Genomic DNA, 17,318 nt, shown 5'->3' with positions numbered 1-17,318 from the left:
TGCGCCGGCCGTGCCGAAGGCCCTCGGCCTGCTGTGACTTCATGTGGTTCTGATGTTGCGTTGGTTGGTTCTACGCCCGGTTGCCTTGACATGTCAAGCGACCGTTCGTAGCGTCGCCCCGAGCGCCCCAGGCCGCCGGTCTGGTCGGACGCCCCGCGCGACGCCGCGGCCCGTGTCTGGTGCGATGACCCCCCCGCGGCGCGGGTGCCGACCCGCTCCGTCGACGACGACGGGATGCCCTCCGCATGACCTCCTCGACCTCCTCCGCCGCCAGCTCCGCCGCGGGGCACGGCTCACCCGGCGGCCGCGCCACGGGCGCCGAGCCGCTGGGCGCCGCCTCCGCCCCTCGGCCGCCGGCCGCGGCGCTGCGGGGCACGCCCGTCGTGCCGGGCGTCGCCGTGGGCCCCGTGGTGCGGCCGGCGCCGCGACCGCAGCTGCCCCCGGTGCCCGCCGACGGCGGCGCGGGCGTGGTGCCCGAGGACGACCGCGACGCCGAGCTGGAGCGGGCCCGGGCGGCGGCGGCCGCCGTCGCCGAGCGGCTGACGGCCCGGGCGGGGTCGGCCGAGGGCGACGCCGCCGAGGTCCTGCGCGCCACGGCCCAGCTGGCCGCCGACCGCGGCCTGCTGGGCGAGGTGCGCAAGCGCACGCGCGCCGGCGCGCCCGCCGACGTCGCCGTCGTGGGGGCCGCGGAGAAGTTCGCGGGGATGTTCGCGGCGATGGGCGGCCTGATGGCCGACCGCGTCACCGACCTGCACGACGTGCGCGACCGCGTCGTCGCCGAGCTCACCGGCCAGGAGGAGCCGGGCATCCCGAACCCGGAGCAGCCCAGCGTGCTCGTCGCCGAGGACCTCGCCCCGGCGGACACCGCAGGCCTGGACCCGGCGCAGGTGCTGGCGCTCGTCACCCGCGGCGGCGGCCCCACCGGGCACACCGCGATCATCGCCCGCCAGCTAGGCATCCCCTGCGTCGTCGCGACCGCCGGGGCGCAGGACCTGGCCGTCGGCGAGGTCGTCCTCGTCGACGGGACCACGGGCGCCGTCGAGCGGGAGCCCGACCTCGAGCGCGCCGCCCAGCGCGTGCACCGCGACCGCGGGGACCGCGCGGCCGCAGCCTCCTGGGTCGGCCCCGGGCGCCTGGCCGACGGCACGCCCGTCGCCGTCCTCGCCAACGTGGCCGACGGGCCGGCGGCCCGCGCCGCCGCCGGCGGGCCCGCCGCGGGCGTGGGCCTCTTCCGCACCGAGCTGTGCTTCCTCGGCACGACCGTCGAGCCCGACGTCGAGGCCCAGGCAGCCGTCTACGCCGAGGTGCTGCGCCCCTTCGCCGAGCGCGCCCGCGCGGCCGGCGGCCCGGGGGACGGCTCCGACGTCAAGGTCGTCCTGCGCACCCTCGACGCCGGCTCGGACAAGCCGATCGCCTACGCCACCCCCGCGCACGAGGAGAACCCGGCCCTCGGCGTCCGGGGCCTGCGCGTGGTGCGACGCGACCCGGGCCTGCTCGAGCGCCAGCTCGACGCCGTCGCCCTGGCGGCGGAGCAGACCGGCCTGCGGCCGCAGGTGATGGCGCCGATGGTCGCCACCGAGGCCGAGGCGCGCGACTTCGGCGTCGCGGTGCGCGCCCGGGGCCTCGTGCCCGGCGTCATGGTCGAGGTGCCCTCCGTGGCGCTGCTGGCCGCCCGGGTGCTGGCGCACGTGGACTTCCTGTCCATCGGCACCAACGACCTCACGCAGTACGCGATGGCGGCCGACCGGCTCTCCGGCGACCTCGCCGACCTCAACGACCCGTGGCAGCCGGCTGTGCTCGCCCTCGTGGCGATGACGGCGGCGGCCGGCCGGCGCGCCGGCAAGCCCGTCGGCGTCTGCGGGGAGGCCGCGGCCGACCCGCTCCTCGCCTGCGTGCTCGTGGGCCTCGGCGTCACCTCGCTGTCCGCCGCGCCGGCCGCGCTCCCGGCCGTGGGCGCGCGCCTGGCGAGCGCGACGCCGGAGCAGTGCCGCGCCGCGGCCGAGGCCGCCGTCGCCGCTGCCGACCCAGCCGCCGCCCGCGAGGCCGCGCTCACCGCGCTGCTCTGACCCGGCCCCGCGCGCTAGGCAGCGGCCTCAGCGGGCGGCGAGGCCGACGACGAGCGCGCGGTGGTCGGTGTCGCCGACGCGCACCGCCTGCGTGGTCAGCGGCTCCCACGCCCGGGCGTCGACGAGCACGTGGTCGATCGGGCTGCCCAGCAGCGCGGGCGCGGACGCCGGCCAGGTGCCCAGCCCCGCGGCGCCCGTGCTCGCGGCGGCGTCCGCGCACGGGCCGAGGTCGCGCAGCGGGGCGTGGTCGAGGGTCGCGTTGAGGTCCCCCGCGACCACGGCGCCCGGCACGGCGGCGCACACCGAGGCGGCCGTGGCGGCCTGCGCCGCCCAGCGGTCCATCGAGAACGAGCCCGGGATCGGCGGGGGCGGGTGGACGGCCACGAGGAGCGGCCCGTCGCCGTCGACGGGCCGGGCGGCGACGGCGGAGAGGTCCAGCTCGGGCGCCGGCACGCGCTCGTGCTCGCCCCGGCGGGCCGAGACCAGCAGGCTCGTCGCCGCGATGGGCCGCTCGTCCACGGCCTCGCCGAAGACGGCGAAGGCCACCCCGGTGCGCTCCTCGACCTCGCGGGCCATGGCCGTGGCGAGCTCGAGAGACGTCTCCGGCAGCGCCACGACGTCGGCGCCGGAGGACTCGACGAGGTCAGCCAGCTGGGCGGGCGTGACGCCGTCGACCTCGGCGTTGAGCGTGACGACGACGAGGTCGGCGCCCGCGCCGGGCGGCTGGTCCTCCAGGCCCCGGGCCAGCACGACGCCGACGTGCACGGCCGCGCAGGCGAGGAGGACGACGGCGAGGCCGCCGGCGACCACGGCCGCTGGTCGGTCGCGGCCCCGGCGCCGGAGCGCTGCGACCGCCGCCATCGCGGCGAGGACGAGCAGGCCCAGCGCGCTCGCCCCGCGCAGCGCCACCGCGTGGGCGACCACCGCCGTCGTCGACAGCCCCACGAGGGCCGGCGCCGTCGTGACCAGCGCGGCGAGCGCGAGCACCACCGCCGCGGTGGCCAGCAGCGGCCTCATGGCCGCCACCCTGGCACGGCTCCCTGGCCTCTCCCGCAGCCCGCGGCGGAGCGGCGGCTGGGCGTCACCCCAGCCCCACCACCACCACCACCGCAGACTGCCGACGAAGTGCCACCCCAGCCCCACCCCCACCGCAGACTGCCGACGAAGTGCCACCGGAGCCCCACCCCACCCGGGCACGTCGCCGCCGAGGTGCCCGGGTGAGCGCACCCGTCACGGCGGACGGGCACCGAGGTGCCCCTCGGGGACGAGCCGCTCAGCCGTGGTGCGGGCGCGGGCCCAGCCGTGGCGCGCGCGGGCTCAGGGGAGCACGCGGACGGCGAGCAGGGCGACGTCGTCCCGGGTGTCGTCGACGCCGACGTCCCCCAGCATCTCGCGCACGACGCCGTCGACGAGCTCGGCCAGCGGCCGGCCAGCCCACCGGCCCGCCGCCTCGGCGAGCAGATGCAGCGACTCGGTGATGCAGCGGCCGCGGCGCTCCACGAGGCCGTCGGAGTAGAGCAGCGCGACCGACCCGGCGGGCAGGTCGACGACGGAGTCGACGCGCTGGACCTCGGGCATGACGCCCAGCGGCACGCCCGGGCGCTGGGGGAGCACCTCGGCGGTGCCGTCGGGGAGGACGACCACCGGCGGCGGGTGGCCGGCGCTCGTCCAGCGCAGGCGCCGGCCGCCCCGCTCCCCCTCCTCGACGCGGGCGACGACGCACGTGGCCATGCTGGTCACGCCGAGGCCGGCCATGGCGCGGTCCACGCGCCCCAGGACGTCGGCGGGCCCCTCGGCGGGGAACGACCAGGCCGTCGTCCGGGTCATGGCGCGGAGCTGGCCCATGACGGCGGACGCCCGGGCGTCGTGGCCCATCACGTCGCCGAGCACGAGCACGAGACCCTCCGGCCCGGCGCCCCGCGGCCCGGCGCACGGGGCGGTGAGGGCGGGCAGGCAGCCGACGCGGCCGAAGCGGCCGGCCACCTCGTCGCCACCGACGACGACGTCGTACCAGTCCCCGCCCACCCGCTCGCCGTCCAGGCCCGGCACGGAGCGCACGCGCACCTCGAGCCCGGGCGGGCTGGGGACGCGGTCGACCATCCCCTCTTGCAGCGTCGCCACGACCGACCGCCGCTCCTGGAGCAGCTGCCGCAGGGCGAGCTCGGAGGACGCGGCGGTCGCCAGCTCCTCGAGCAGCTCGACCTCGTCGGCGCTCCACGGGTGGACGCGGGTGTCGATGGCGCAGAGCGCGCCCACGGGGCGACCGCTCGCGTCGCGCAGGGGGGCTCCGAGGTAGGCCACGAGGCCCAGCCCCGGGGCGGGCACGCCGTCCAGCTCGGGGACGACGCGCACGTCGGCGTGGGCCACGGTGCGCCCGGCGCGCACCACGGTCTGGCAGACCGAGTGGCGCAGGTCGTGGCGGCGGACGTGCGCCTGCTCCTCGGGCAGCCCGGCGGCGCCCGGCACCACCTGGCCGTCCTGCGACACGAGCGACACCAGCGAGAGGGGCACGCCCAGGCCCGTGCGGGCGAGCCTGGCGAAGCGGTCGAAGGCCGGGTCCGGGAGTGCGGGGAGGGGACAGCTCTCCGGCAGCTCGCCGTCGTGGACCGGCGGGCGCAGGACGGGCGGGGCGGGCGCGGGCAGGACCTGCGTGCGGGTCATCTCGTCCAGCTCCCTCCGGGACTCGGGATCTCCAGGTCCCCCGGGAGGTCGCCGCCGATCGCGGGCGCCCCTCCTGGTGGACCGACAGTGCCATCCCGGGGTGGGGAGACTCCAGGTCAGGTTCGTCCCCCTCCCCCGTTCGGAGCAGCGCACCCGACCGATGAGCCGCCGGTCCCGAAGGGGTCTCCCCCCGCGGGAGGACGCCGGTCCGCCAGCAGGGCGGGGCCCCACCACGAGGAGCAGCCGTGAGCACCCAGGTCTGCGTCGACCTGCCCGTCACCGACCTGGACCGGTCGGTCGCCTCCTACGAGGCCGTGGGCCTCCGCGTCGACGAGCGCGTGCGCGACGACGCCGCGGCCGGCGTGGTCGTGGACGAGGGCGTCCACGTGATGCTGCTCACGACGGCCCTCGACGAGCGCTTCACGACCCGACGGGTCGCCGACGCCCACGAGACGAGCCAGGTCGTCGTCGCGGTCTCCGCGGAGAGCCCCGCGGCGGTGGACGCCCTCGCCGACCGCGCCGTCGCCGCCGGCGCGGAGCCCGGGACGTGCGCGGTGGAGGTGCCCGGGATGCACGGGCGCGCCTTCGCCGACCCGGACGGCCACCAGTGGGGGGTCGTCCACACCGATCCGGACCTCTTCGGCTGAGCGCCCTCGCGACGGGCCGACGGCAGGACGGAGGTCTACCGCCGCCGCCCGCGCGGGACTAGCGTCCGGCGCCGTGGGGGACGCCCGAGCGATGACCCAGACGACGACTCCGGCGACGAGCACCGCGCCGGCTCCGGCCGCGCACCTCGGGGGCGCCGCACCGCCGCCGAGCAGCCCCGAGCGGCTCGAGGCCCACGAACCCGGGACGCAGGGACGAGGCGTGCACGGGCGGGGGCCTCACCACCTCGGGGCGGAGCACCTCGAGGCGCACCGGCGCGAGCTCACCGGCTACTGCTACCGCCTGCTGGGCTCGGCGGTGGACGCCGAGGACGCGGTGCAGCTGACGATGCTGCGCGCGTGGAGGGCCCTCGAGCGCTTCGACGGCCGCTCCAGCCTGCGCACCTGGCTGTACCGCATCGCCACGAACGTCTGCTTCGACGAGCTGGCCGGCGCGAAGCGGCGGGCGATGCCCGTGGACCTGTCCCCCGCGCCGTCGGAGCCGGTCGCCTCCTCCCTCGGCGCGCCGCTCGAGGATTCGGTGTGGCTCACGCCCGCCCCGGACGCGCGCGTCCTGCCCGAGGGCGACCCCGCCGACGTCGCGGTGGCGCGCGAGTCGGTGCGCCTGGCCCTCGTCGCCGCCCTGCAGCACCTCCCACCGCGCCAGCGCGCCGTCCTGCTGCTGCGGGAGGTGCTGCGCTGGCCGGCCGAGGAGGTCGCCGACCTGCTCGGCTCCACGACGGCCTCGGTCAACAGCGCGCTGCAGCGGGCGCGCGCCACCCTGGCCGCGAAGGAGCCGCGCCCGGGCAGCCCCCTGGACGCGCTCGACGCCGAGCACGCGGCGCTGCTGCGCGGCTACGTCGCGGCGTTCGAGGCGTACGACATGGACGCGCTCGCCCGGCTGCTGCACGCCGAGGTCGTGCAGTCGATGCCTCCGTTCGCCCTCTGGCTGCGCGGCGTCGACGACGTCGTCGCGTGGCACGTCGGCCCCGGGGCCGGCTGCCGCGGGTCGCGGGTGCTGCCCGTGGCCGCGAACGGGTCCCCGGCGCTCGCCCAGTACAAGCCCTCGCCCGACGAGCCGGGGGTGCTGAGGTTCTGGGCCCTCCACGTCCTGCGGGCCGCCGAGGGCCGGGTCGTCGAGATCACCAACTTCGTCGACCCCCGCCTGCCCGCCCTCTTCGGGCTGCCGGACCGGCTGGAGGCCTGACCCGGCCCCATCGGAGGCCGGTGGTCAGGAGGCCGGCCGGACGGCCTCCTCCTCCTCGCGCGCGCGCTCGTCCTCGTCCTCCAGACCGCTCGCGAGGGCGCCCAGCAGGCGGCGCAGCGCGGTGACCACGGCGCCGGCCATCTCCCGGGAGAGGGCGTCGGGCATCTCCAGCGCCGCCACCGCCTGCGACAGGTTCCGGACCTCCTGGCGCAGCATCCCGACCTCCGGGGCCCGCGGCGCGGACTCCTCCCCGAGCGGGCGCACGGCGTCCGCGGCGGTGCACAGCGCCCGCGCGATCGGCTCCTTCAGCCGGTCCTCGATGTCCGCGTGGGTCTGCCCGGCGACGTGGACGTCGATGAGCATGTCCGTCAGGTCGGCCGTCCGGGTGGCCACCGAGTCCAGGACGATCGCCTCGCTGCGCTGGCGCTCGATGTTGCCGCGCTCTCGCCGGGCGCGGGCGTTGACCCGCAGGGACTGGTGGACGTCGGCGCCGCTGGTGCGCACCGACTGGAGCACCGGGTCGATGGCGCGCAAGCGCTCGCGCCACTGCTCGGCCGAGGGCGGGTCGTCCGAGCGCAGGCCGGCCGCGAGGTCGTCGAGCTGGTCCGCGAGGATCGAGGCCAGGCTGGTCATCGCCCAGCTGCTCTGCACGAGCGGGACGGTGGGGAACAGCAGGTTGATGACGACGGCGACGGCCGCCCCGAGCAGCGTCAGGCCGGCGTACGCCGCCGCGTAGGACAGGGGGTCCTGCGCCCCGATGACGAGGACGAAGAGCGCCGCGATGGGGACCCAGCTGCGCGCGGACCCGAAGATCGGCAGTCCGGCGATCAGGACGCCCACGCCGACGACGAGGGGCACGAGGACGCCTTCGTTGGGCAGGATCCACTCCGCGAGCAGCGCCAGCGCGGCTCCCGCGATGATCGCGGCCACGCTGTGCACCGACTCGGAGGCCGACGCGCGCACCGAGGGGTAGGCGGCGACGACCGCGCCCAGCGGTGCGTAGTAGGGGTACTGCTCGGCCACCGCGAGGGGCAGCCAGTGCGCCAGCTGCCAGGCGATCAGCGCCGCGAGGGCCGCCTTGAGCGCCATCTCGAGCCGCGGCCAGCGCCCGGTGCCGGCCAGCCGGAGGGCGCTCCGGAGGTGCCGCGCCATCCACCCCATGCGCTGCGCGCCACCTGCCAGGTCCACGGCCCCAGAGTGGCAGCGCGGCAGCCGGTCAGCGCGCTGGCACGGGCCCCGCCGCCCGGCCGAGGCGCCGGGCCGGGTGGTCGGACGGGTGGTCGGACGGGGTGTCGGTGGTCGCGCCTAGCGTCCGGCGACGGAGCACGGCGGGCGTGCGGCGGGGGACGAGGAGGACGGGTGCCGAGCAGGTCGCCGCTGCGCCCGCCCGCCATGGGCCACCTCGCCTGCCGGCGGGAGGGCGCCGAGCACGTCCTCGACCTGTCCGGGTGCCGGTGGGTCGACCCGGCGCACCTCGTGGGCGTCGCCGCCGTGGCCGCCCGGCACGCCGGCGCGGGGGCGCGGCTGCGCGTGGTCGGCCCGTCGCAGGCCGACCAGCGGCGCTACGCGGCGCGGATGCACCTGGGGCGCGTCCTCGACGACCTCGGGGTCGCGCACGACCTCGTCGACGTCGTCCCCGAGGTCGACCGCGTCCTCGACCTGCTGGAGGTCCGCCGCGTGAGCACCGAGGCCGACGCCCTCGCGCTCGCCCGGCTGGTGCACGGCCGCACCGCGGCGGGCGACCCGGTGGCCGCGGAGGCGCTGTTCACCGGCGTCGCCGAGCTGGCGGCCAACGTGGCCGACCACGCGCAGGCGCCCGGCTACGTCGCGGCCCAGGTGCTGCCGGCCGCGGGGTGCGTGCGCTTCGCCGTCGCCGACGGCGGGCTGGGGCTGCGCAGCACGCTGGCGGGCCGGGGGGCCCGGGGCTCGCGGCACGCCCTCCACCTGGCGCTGGACGGCACGAGCCGGCTCGCCGACCCGACCCGCGGGGTGGGCCTGGTCACCGTCGTGGACCAGGTGAGCCGCCTCCGGGGCTCGCTCTTCCTCGCGTCCGGGACGGCCGCCGTGCGCGCCGAGGGGCCCGCGGCCGCCGGGCGCGCCGTCCGGACCGACAGCGCCCTGCGCTCCCCGTTCGGCGGCACGCTCGTCGAGGCCGTCGTCGGCGTGCGGGGCGCGCGGCAGCGGGAGCGCGTACCGTGATCACGACGTCAGAGGCCACGGCTCCGCGGCGCGCCCGCGACGCGCCGACCCGGGGCCCCGCGCGGCGGGAGGACCAGCGGTGATCATCGAGCTGCCCAGCATGGTGGCCGGCCGGGGCATGGCCGACGCCCTCGTCGACAGCCTGGCGGGCGACCTCGCCGGCGCGGTCGTCGTCCTCGACTGCCGGCACCTGGTGACGGGCAGCCCCTCCTTCGCCGGGCAGGTCGCCAGCCGCGTGCTCGGCGCCGGGGCGGCCGAGCTGCGCGTCGAGGGGGCGCCCGAGGCGTTCGCCGCCCACCTGCGCGAGGCCGCCGGCCGCCTCGGCGCCGCGGAGCGCCTCGTCATCACCGCGCCGGCGACGCTCGCCTGAGCCCGTCGGGGGCGGGTCGCAGCAGACCGAGCACGGGCGCGGACGGGGCAGCCGGTGCCGGTCGGCGTCAGTCGCCCGCGGGGCCCCGCCCCCGCCGCCGCTCCCACCAGGCGCGGTCGTCGAGGGCCGCCGCCACGGAGCGGTTGAGCGCCGACCAGGCCGCCTGCTCGTCACGCGTGGTGACGTCCTCGTCGCCGAGGAAGGCGTAGCGCGCGCTCAGCTGCCACGAGCGGACCGCCGCGACGACCTCCGTCGTCGCGACGCGCGCCAGCCGGACGTCGAGGCGCCCCTCGGCCTCGGCCTGCGCCTCCTCCTGCTCCGCCGGCGCGGCGACGACGACGTGGGTCGAGCGGGCCGCGGCCCGCGCGGCCTCCTCGAGCGCCCGGCCGGCCGCCCGCAGGGCCGAGCGCACGAGCAGAGCGGCGTCCTGGACGTCGAGCAGCGCCTGGCGCTCGCGCGCGTACGCGCGGTGCCGGCGCTCGCGCGCGGCCGTCGCCAGCTGCGCCAGGACGACGCCCAGCACGGCCGCCGACGCCGTGATGACCGCCCCCAGCACCGCCGCGCCGTCCTGCACGCGCCCATCGTGGCCCCGACCGCCGACAGCGCGGGGCCGACGACGGACCTGCTCCACGGACGTGACCGTGCGCGGTCACCGGCGTGGAGCAGGACACCGACGTCGCGCCCGCGAACGGCGAACAGGCGACGACTCGCCCCCACGCACCCCCCACCGAGCGCGAACAGGCGACGACTCGCCCCCGGGGCGGGAGGGCGGAGGGCGTCAGCGGCGGACGGGCTCCAGGACGTCGAGGCCGACGTAGGGCCGCAGCGCGGCGGGCACGACGACGGAGCCGTCGGCCTGCTGGTGGTTCTCCAGGATCGCGACGAGCCAGCGCGTCGTCGCGAGCGTGCCGTTCAGCGTGGCGACGGGCGTCGTGCTGCCCTCGCCGGTGCGCTCGCGGATGGCCAGGCGCCGCGCCTGGAAGGTGGTGCAGCTCGACGTCGAGGTGAGCTCGCGGTAGCGGCCCTGCGTCGGCACCCAGGCCTCGCAGTCGTACTTGCGGGCCGCGCTCGTCCCGAGGTCGCCGGCGGCGACGTCGATGACCCGGTAGGGCACCTCGACGGCGTCCAGGACCTCGCGCTCCCAGGCCAGCAGCCGCTGGTGCTCGGCCGCGGCGTCCTGCGCGGAGACGTAGCTGAACATCTCCACCTTGGTGAACTGGTGGACGCGGATGATGCCGCGGGTGTCCTTGCCGTGGCTGCCCGCCTCGCGGCGGTAGCAGGTGGACCAGCCGGCGTAGCGCAGCGGGCCGCCGGAGAGGTCGAGGATCTCGTCGGCGTGGAAGCCCGCCAGCGGCACCTCGGAGGTGCCCACCAGGTACAGGTCGTCGGCGTCGAGCTTGTAGACCTCCTCGGCGTGCGCGCCGAGGAAGCCGGTGCCGCCCATCATCTGCGGCGTCACGAGCGTCGGCGGGACGACGGGGACGAAGCCCCACTCCACCGCCCGCGCCATGGCGTACTGCATGAGCCCCAGCTCGAGGCGCGCCCCCGGGCCGGTGAGGAACGAGAAGCGCGCCCCGGAGACCTTGGCGCCGCGGCCCATGTCGATCGCCCCGAGCAGCTCGCCGAGCTCCAGGTGGTCGCGGGGCTCGAAGCCGTCGGCCGCGAAGTCGCGCGGCGCCCCGACCTCCTCGAGCACGACGAAGTCGTCCTCCCCGCCGGGCGGGACGCCCTCCGCGACGAGGTTGGGCACCGACCCCAGCAGCCGGTCGACCTCGGCCTCGGCCTCGGCGGCCTGGGCCTGCAGCGAGCGGACCTGCTCGGCCATGCCCTTGGCGGCCGCGACGAGCGCCTGCTTCTCCTCGCCGGAGGCCTTCGCCACCGTCTTCCCGTGCGTCTTCTGCTGCGCCCGCACCCGCTCGAAGTCGGACAGGGCGGTGCGCCGGCGCTCGTCGGCGGCGAGCACGGCGTCGACGACGCCCTCGTCCTCCCCGCGCAGGCGCTGGCTCGCGCGGACGGCGTCGGGCGAGTCGCGGAGGGCGCGCAGGTCGATCACGACGGCGAGGCTACCGGCGGCGCGGCGACCGGCCGATCGGGCGACGACGACCGCGCCGCCACCTCCGCCCGCCCTCCGCCCCTGCCGACACCGACCTGCGCCACTACGGTCCTCCCCATGATCTCCGGTGTCTCACCCGTAGCCGTCGGGACCGGGAGGCTGCCCCTCGACAGCGCGCAGCTGGGCCTGGTCGGCCTCGCGCTCCTCGTCGTCGTGGCCCTCCTCACCCTCGTCGCGCGCCCGAAGGGACGACAGCCGATCCCCTCGGCGCGCCGCGACGCCGCGCTGGGCCGGCGCGAGGCGGACGAGGACTACCGCCACGTGCCCGGGGAGCTGGACTCGCGCGGACCGCGCGCCGTGGTCGTCGTGCAGCCGGTCAAGTTCCCGCCGGGGTCGGCGGCCCGCCGCGCCGTGGAGCAGGTGGTCTCCGAGCACGGGTGGCCGGCGCCGCGGTGGCTCGAGACCTCCGAGGACGACCCGGGCCAGGGGCAGGCGCGCCGCGCCGCGCAGCTGGACCCCGAGGTGGTCCTCGTCCTGGGCGGCGACGGGACCGTCCGCGCCGTGGCCGAGGGGCTGGCCGGCACGGGCGTCCCGATGGGGCTGGTGCCCGGCGGCACGGGCAACCTCTTCGCCCGGCAGCTGAAGTTCGACCTCAACGACCCGGCCGCCGCGACGCGGGCGGCCCTGACCGGCCGGGACAAGCGGGTCGACGTCGGTCGCGTGAGCCTCGACGGCGGCGAGGAGCAGGTCTTCCTCGTGATGGCCGGCGTCGGCTTCGACGCGCAGATGATGGCCGGCGCCCCGGCCGCCATCAAGGACCGCGTGGGCCCCCTCGCCTACGTCGTGTCGGGGCTGCGGCGGCTCAAGGGCGAGAGCCTGCGCGTGTCCCTCTCCGTCGACGGCGAGCCGCCCGTCACGAACCGCGTGCGCATGGCCGTGGTCGGCAACTGCGGCACGCTCATCGGCGGCATCGTGCTGATCCCGGACGCCGAGGTGGACGACGGGCACCTCGACGTCCTCACCCTCTCCCCCCGCGGGCTCGTGGACTGGCTCCGCGTGGGCGTGCGACTGGTCACGCGGCACCGCGCGAAGGACGAGCAGATCTCCGAGCGGCAGGTCAAGGAGGTCGTCATGCGCTGCGAGCAGCCCGAGGCGGCGCAGATGGACGGCGACGTCGTCGGCGAGTTCACCGAGCTGCGGATGCGCGTGGACCCGGGCGCGCTGGTGATCCGCACCCCCGAGGGCCGCGTCCCCCGCCGGGCCGAGCGCCTGGCGGACGCCCTGCGCCGCGGCTGAGGCCGGGCGGGCCCCGCAGCGCGGCGGAGCGGGTCGGGGGCGGGCTCAGCCCGCCAGCCGGCACCACACGGTCTTGCCGGGGCCGGCCGGGTCGGGGGCGACGCCCCACTCCGCGGTCAGGCTCTCCACGAGCGCCATGCCGCGCCCGCCCAGCGCCTCGTCGTCGAACTCCTTGACGACGGGCGAGCCGGGACCGCTGTCGGTGACGCCGATCACCAGCCGGAGGGCCCCCTCGACGGCGGCGACGGCCTCGGCGCGCTCCACCGCCACGGAGACGGGGGGCCGGCCGTGCTGGTAGGCGTTCGCCACGAGCTCGCTCGTCACCAGCTCCACGGCGAAGCGGGCGTCCTCCGCCAGGCCCCCCTCGACGCAGCGGCTCAGCACCCAGTGCCGCGCCTGCGGCACGTCGGCGGGGTCGTCTCCCAGCACGAGGACGGGCAACCGGACCTCCGGGCGTCAGCGCCGCGCGGCCGCGGCGGCAGAGCGGCGCGGGAGCTCCCCCACCGCGGTCAGTCAGTCACGCAGCGCGACAGTAACGGACAGATCGTCACAACTGTGACCTGAGGCGACGACCCACCCGAACGGCCGCGTCCTGCAGCGCCAGCCCGGTCATGAGCGCACGCGGCGCCGACGCCATGAGCGCCAGCTCCTCGGCGCGCGTGGTCGAGCCGTCGAGGAAGCGCAGCACGCGGTCGGGGGGGTTGCCGGCGAAGAGCCGGGTGAAGAAGTCCGGCCCGTCGAGGGCACCCGAGGCGAGCCCGCGCAGCACGAGGGAGTCCATCCACCGGTGCCGCGGCGGGTAGGCGCGGGGCGGCACCGGGTCGCGCCCCGCCAGCAGCGCCTGCGCGACGGCGGCCCCCTGCCGCTGCAGCGCGGAGAACGTGTAGCCGGTCGAGGGGCGGGTGGCCCCGCCCGCCGTGCCCAGGCGGCGGACGCGGGCGCCCGCGCGGGACGTGCGGACGTCGTCCGCCATGGGGATGACGCCCTGCTCGGCGTGCTCGACGGCGACGACCTCCACGAGCCCGGCGCCGTCCGGCCCGCGGCCGTCCGGCCGGGCGTCCCCGCCGTCGGGGCGCAGGCCCAGGAGGCCGCGGTAGGCGGCCAGGCCGCGGGCGTACCCGGCGTCGTCGAGGACGGCGGGCGAGAACTCCGTGTACTCCACGAGCGCCGTGCGCCCGTCCAGGGGCAGGCAGTACCCGAAGGAGAGGCCGACCGCGGGCTGCGGGGTCCGGAAGTCCATGAGCACCGGCAGCCTCGGGTCGAAGACCGGGGGCGCCGCGGGGTCCGTGCGCACCACCTCCCCGCGGAAGTGCTGGAGCAGGGCCGTCCTCGCCGGGCGCAGCGGGGGTGACGGACGGCTGTCGAGCACCCAGGACGCCGAGAGGTCGCCGCCCGGCGTCCGCACGAGGGCCCGCCGCGGCCCGTCCTCGACCGCCGTGGCGGCCGGCCGGCGCACCAGGTGCAGCCGCCCGGCCGCGGACGCCTCCTGGACGGCGCCGTCGACGAGCGCGTAGAGGTCCTCGCCGCGCAGCATGCGGTAGCGCAGCGGCGTGACGTCCAGGGCGAGGCGCCCGCCGTCGGAGACGACCTCGACGGCGCCCCAGCTGCGCGCCACCGCGGGGGCGGCAGCGGGCGCCGCCTCCCAGAAGCACCAGGTCCGGTCCCGCGGCCGCGTCCCGTCCGGGCCGGGGGCGAGCCGCTCGACGTCGTCCACGAGCGCGACGCGCAGCGGCGCCGCGCGGGGCCGGCCGCGCAGCAGCCCGAGCGCCAGGTGGTGCAGCGCCACGAGCCCCGCGCCGCCGACCCCCACGAGCGCCGCGTCGACCCGCTCCGCGGCGCGGCCCGGGGCGGGGCCCCCGGCCGTTCCCCCGGCGGAGGGGGCGCCCGCGGTCGTCGTCACGGGCGCATCGTCGCGCACCGGCGGCGACGCGCCGGCGTCAGCCCTCGCAGACGAGCCCGTCGCGCAGGGCCTCGCCGTTCGCCCGCATCGCGGTGGCGTAGTCGGGGTCGACCGAGGTCTCGAGGGGCGAGAGCACGGCCGTGGTGACGCCGACCTCGTCCGCCAGGGTCCGGGCGACGCCGGTGGAGGTGACCTGGTCGAAGAAGACCGTCCGCACCCCCGCCGCGCGGACCTCCTCGGCGACGGCGCGCATGCGGGCCGGGGTGGGCTCGACGTGGGGGTCGACGCCCGTGATGCCCAGCTGCTCCAGCCCGTACCGGTCGGCGAGGTAGCCGAAGGCCTCGTGCGCCGTCACCAGCACGGCGCCCCGGCACGGGGCCAGCACCTCGGCCAGGTCCGCGTCGAGGGCCTCCATCTCGTCCGCGTACTCCCGAGCGCGCCGGGCGTACCCCTCCGCCCCGCCGGGGTCCGCCGCCGAGAGCTCGTCGGCGACGAGACCGGCGACGTCGGCGACGACCTCCGGGTCGAGCCAGACGTGCGGGTCGCGCTCGCCGCGGGGGTCGACCTGCGCCGCGTCGACCTCGCCGGGGCCCTCGCGCAGGGCCACGGCCTCGTCGACGGACGGGGAGAGGCCGCCGACGTGCACGACGACGTCCGCCTCCACGACCGCGGCGACCTGCTCCCCCGTCAGCTCCACGGCGTGCGCGTCGGCGCCGGCGGGCGCGGGGCCGGACGCGGTGACGTCCTCGCCGCCGACCCGCTCCACGACCTCGAGCATCGCCGGCGGCGTGGCGAGGACCGCCGGGCCGCCGGCCCCGGCCGCGCTGGCGGACGGGTCACCGGCCCCGCAGCCGGCCAGCGCCAGGGGGGTCAGCGCCAGGGCGGCCAGCGCCGCCGCGGTGGCGGGGCCCGCGCCCCGCCGCCGCGCGGCGCTCATCGGGTGCTCTCCTCGGCGGCCTCGTCCTCGTGCTCGTGGTCCTCGTGCTCGCCCTCGTGCGCGTGCTCGCCCTCGGGCGCGCCCTCGGCGGCGGTCCCCGTGGCGACGACGACCTCGTCCGGCACCTGCTCGAGCGCGGCGGTGGCGAAGACCTCGCCGGTCTCGACGTCGACCGCGTGCACCTCGCGGGTGGCGGGCTCGGTCACGTACGCCGTGCCCTCGTGGACGCGCAGCGCGGGGCGCGGCTCCTGCCAGTCCTCCGGCTCGGTCCACGCGGCGACGACCGGGATCGAGCGCTCGAGCTCGCCGGTCTCCTCGTCGACCACGTGCAGCGAGCCGTCGGTGCCGAGGACCAGGGCCTCGCCGTCCTCGCCGCGCCCGAGGGAGCGGAAGGTGTAGGAGGACGGCAGGTCCACCAGCTGCAGCTCGCCCGTCGCCGTGTCCGTCAGCGAGACCGTCTGCGTGGGCTCCGGCACCTCGGCGTCGGCGTCGCGCTTGTAGTCGCCGAGCACGACGGGCGAGGTGTCGCTGCCGGCCTGGTTGCCGATGCGGCCGTAGGCGTCGGGCGCGGCGACCTTGAGGAGCTCCTCGCCGCGGACGATGACGATCCCGTCCTCGCAGCCGACGACGGCCACCTCGTCGGCGGCGGTGGCCTCGCCGTGCATGCCCGGGCAGTCGTCGGTGCGGGCGATCTCGGCGCCGCCGGCGTCGCGCAGGACGATCGTCGAGCGCTCGTCCTCGGTGCCCTCGGTCGTCACCAGGCGGCCGTCGGCCATCTCGACCGCCACGCCGTGGTGGGCGGCGGGAGCCTCGACGACGCGCGCCTGCGCGTCGGGGTCGGCGATCGAGGCCGAGTCGACGACGACGGACGCGCCCGTGCCGTCGTCGAACAGGGCCGTCCGGCCGGCGTGGGTGACGACGTGCGCGGGCTTGACGGCCTCGTGCACGACGTCGGTGAGCACGGGGTCGGACGTGTAGTAGTGGCCGTGGTCGCCGTGCGGCTCCTCCCAGGTCCCGGCGTCGAGGACCTGGAAGCCGCCGGTCGTCGAGACGAGGACGTGGCGCCCGTCACCGGCCGCGTTGACCCGGTTGTACCCGGGCAGCTCCAGGTCCGCGACGGGCTCGAGGGTCGTCGCGTCGAAGACCCCGATGTCGCCGCCCTCGTAGGTGACGACCAGGCGCGGCGTGTCCGTCGCGACCTCGGTGGGCGCCGCGGGCGCGGCGGTCGCCCCGGACGGGCTGGACGACGAGGAGGGCGCGCCGGACGGGGCCGGCCTCGCGGCCGGGGACGCCCCCTCGGTGGCGCCGTCCCCGCAGGCGACGAGCGCGGCGAGCGGCAGGGCCAGGGCGGCGGTGAGGCCCAGGGGGCGGTGGAGGGACCGCTGGAGCGAGCGCCGGGACGGTCGGGCGGAGGTCGGTGTCGACATGCCGCCACCGTAGTCGTCAATGAGAACGGTTACCAACTAGCCTCCCGCCATGACCGCCACCGGACGCTCCTCCACCGCCCCCGCCGTCGCCGTGCACGGACGGGCCGACCTCGCCGACGTCCCGCTGCGCTGGGTGCTGGTGGCGGGCGACGAGGTGGGGGTGCTCCACCGCCTGGCCCGGGTCGTGCGCGGCACGCCGGGCGGGGTCCTCGTGCGCCTGGAGCACCTGCCCCCCGCGGCGCGGGGCGCGCAGGTCGGCGTCTCGCCGTGCGCCTGCTGCGGCGGCGCCCCCGCCGAGCTGGTCTGGCTGGGCGGGCTCAGGGCCGCCGACGTCGGCCTCGTCGCCGCGTGGATCGCCTCCGGTGCTCCGCAGGTGCCCGAGGAGCTGGCGCCGCGCGTCGTGGCCCTGACGGGCGCCACCGCCCGACCGAGCCGCACCTCCTGAGCGGCCCTCCTCGCCGCGCCGGGCGGTCGGCCCCGTCCCGACCTACCGTCGCCGGGTGCCCGAACCCCAGCGCGCCGTCCCCGCGGAGCCCGTGACGCCGACGGCGCCCCCGC

General features: G+C 78.2%; 16 protein-coding genes. 7 read left to right on the top strand and 9 right to left on the bottom strand.

What is annotated here, in order from left to right:
- Positions 1–245: 245 nt before the first annotated feature.
- On the top strand, positions 246–2,066 hold the full coding sequence (locus tag Q0848_RS16585) for a putative PEP-binding protein (RefSeq protein WP_299039517.1): 1,821 nt from the start codon (positions 246–248) through the stop codon (positions 2,064–2,066).
- 27 nt (positions 2,067–2,093) lie between these two features.
- Here the strand turns inward: Q0848_RS16585 and Q0848_RS16580 are convergent, their stop codons facing one another.
- A complete protein-coding gene (locus tag Q0848_RS16580) occupies positions 2,094–3,083 on the bottom strand; it encodes an endonuclease/exonuclease/phosphatase family protein (RefSeq protein WP_299039515.1) in 990 nt (329 codons plus the stop codon).
- Positions 3,084–3,383: 300 nt separating this feature from the next.
- A complete protein-coding gene (locus Q0848_RS16575) occupies positions 3,384–4,727 on the bottom strand; it encodes a PP2C family protein-serine/threonine phosphatase (RefSeq protein WP_299039513.1) in 1,344 nt (447 codons plus the stop codon).
- Between the two features lie 245 nt (positions 4,728–4,972).
- On the opposite strand from Q0848_RS16575, the gene Q0848_RS16570 reads away from it, so the two are divergent.
- Positions 4,973–5,374: a VOC family protein gene (locus Q0848_RS16570; RefSeq protein WP_299039510.1), complete on the top strand. Its 402-nt coding sequence runs from the start codon at positions 4,973–4,975 to the stop codon at positions 5,372–5,374.
- A 73-nt stretch (positions 5,375–5,447) separates the two neighbouring features.
- Positions 5,448–6,578, top strand: a complete 1,131-nt coding sequence (locus Q0848_RS16565) for a sigma-70 family RNA polymerase sigma factor (RefSeq protein ID WP_299039508.1) — start codon at positions 5,448–5,450, stop codon at positions 6,576–6,578.
- Between the two features lie 24 nt (positions 6,579–6,602).
- On the opposite strand, the gene Q0848_RS16560 is transcribed toward Q0848_RS16565, so the two are convergent.
- Entirely contained in the window at positions 6,603–7,766 is a 1,164-nt protein-coding gene (locus tag Q0848_RS16560) for a hypothetical protein (protein ID WP_299039506.1), read from the bottom strand.
- Between the two features lie 171 nt (positions 7,767–7,937).
- On the opposite strand from Q0848_RS16560, the gene Q0848_RS16555 reads away from it, so the two are divergent.
- Entirely contained in the window at positions 7,938–8,777 is an 840-nt protein-coding gene (locus Q0848_RS16555) for a hypothetical protein (protein ID WP_299039504.1), read from the top strand.
- A gap of 79 nt (positions 8,778–8,856) precedes the next feature.
- Positions 8,857–9,147, top strand: a complete 291-nt coding sequence (locus tag Q0848_RS16550) for a hypothetical protein (protein ID WP_299039502.1) — start codon at positions 8,857–8,859, stop codon at positions 9,145–9,147.
- A 67-nt stretch (positions 9,148–9,214) separates the two neighbouring features.
- Here the strand turns inward: Q0848_RS16550 and Q0848_RS16545 are convergent, their stop codons facing one another.
- Both Q0848_RS16545 and serS read right to left on the bottom strand, forming a co-directional pair.
- Positions 9,215–9,721 (bottom strand): hypothetical protein, encoded by a 507-nt coding sequence (locus tag Q0848_RS16545; protein WP_299039500.1) that lies wholly within the window; start codon positions 9,719–9,721, stop codon positions 9,215–9,217.
- A 204-nt stretch (positions 9,722–9,925) separates the two neighbouring features.
- Positions 9,926–11,200, bottom strand: a complete 1,275-nt coding sequence (serS, locus tag Q0848_RS16540; protein ID WP_299039498.1) for a serine--tRNA ligase — start codon at positions 11,198–11,200, stop codon at positions 9,926–9,928.
- A gap of 117 nt (positions 11,201–11,317) precedes the next feature.
- On the opposite strand from serS, the gene Q0848_RS16535 reads away from it, so the two are divergent.
- The gene (locus Q0848_RS16535; protein WP_299039496.1) at positions 11,318–12,496 is read left to right on the top strand and encodes a diacylglycerol kinase family protein; all 1,179 of its coding nucleotides are present in this window, start codon (positions 11,318–11,320) and stop codon (positions 12,494–12,496) included.
- A gap of 45 nt (positions 12,497–12,541) precedes the next feature.
- On the opposite strand, the gene Q0848_RS16530 is transcribed toward Q0848_RS16535, so the two are convergent.
- The 4 genes from Q0848_RS16530 to aztD all read right to left on the bottom strand — a co-directional run bounded on the left by Q0848_RS16530 (position 12,542) and on the right by aztD (position 16,760).
- The gene (locus Q0848_RS16530) at positions 12,542–12,937 is read right to left on the bottom strand and encodes an ATP-binding protein (protein ID WP_299039494.1); all 396 of its coding nucleotides are present in this window, start codon (positions 12,935–12,937) and stop codon (positions 12,542–12,544) included.
- Positions 12,938–13,043: 106 nt separating this feature from the next.
- Positions 13,044–14,396, bottom strand: a complete 1,353-nt coding sequence (locus tag Q0848_RS16525) for a lycopene cyclase family protein (RefSeq protein WP_299039492.1) — start codon at positions 14,394–14,396, stop codon at positions 13,044–13,046.
- A gap of 37 nt (positions 14,397–14,433) precedes the next feature.
- Positions 14,434–15,333: a metal ABC transporter substrate-binding protein gene (locus tag Q0848_RS16520; RefSeq protein WP_299039490.1), complete on the bottom strand. Its 900-nt coding sequence runs from the start codon at positions 15,331–15,333 to the stop codon at positions 14,434–14,436.
- On the bottom strand, positions 15,330–16,760 hold the full coding sequence (gene aztD, locus Q0848_RS16515) for a zinc metallochaperone AztD (RefSeq protein ID WP_299039488.1): 1,431 nt from the start codon (positions 16,758–16,760) through the stop codon (positions 15,330–15,332). The genes Q0848_RS16520 and aztD overlap by 4 nt, the downstream gene beginning before the upstream one ends.
- 49 nt (positions 16,761–16,809) lie before the next feature.
- Here aztD and Q0848_RS16510 point away from each other — a divergent pair, with 49 nt between their 5' ends.
- Positions 16,810–17,205: a hypothetical protein gene (locus tag Q0848_RS16510; RefSeq protein ID WP_299039486.1), complete on the top strand. Its 396-nt coding sequence runs from the start codon at positions 16,810–16,812 to the stop codon at positions 17,203–17,205.
- Positions 17,206–17,318 lie beyond the last annotated feature (113 nt).

Source organism: uncultured Pseudokineococcus sp., from assembly GCF_947495735.1.
Taxonomy (GTDB): Bacteria; Actinomycetota; Actinomycetes; order Actinomycetales; family Quadrisphaeraceae; genus Pseudokineococcus.
Note: the sequence above shows the minus strand (reverse complement) of the source record. Positions and strands in the feature narration are given on the sequence as shown.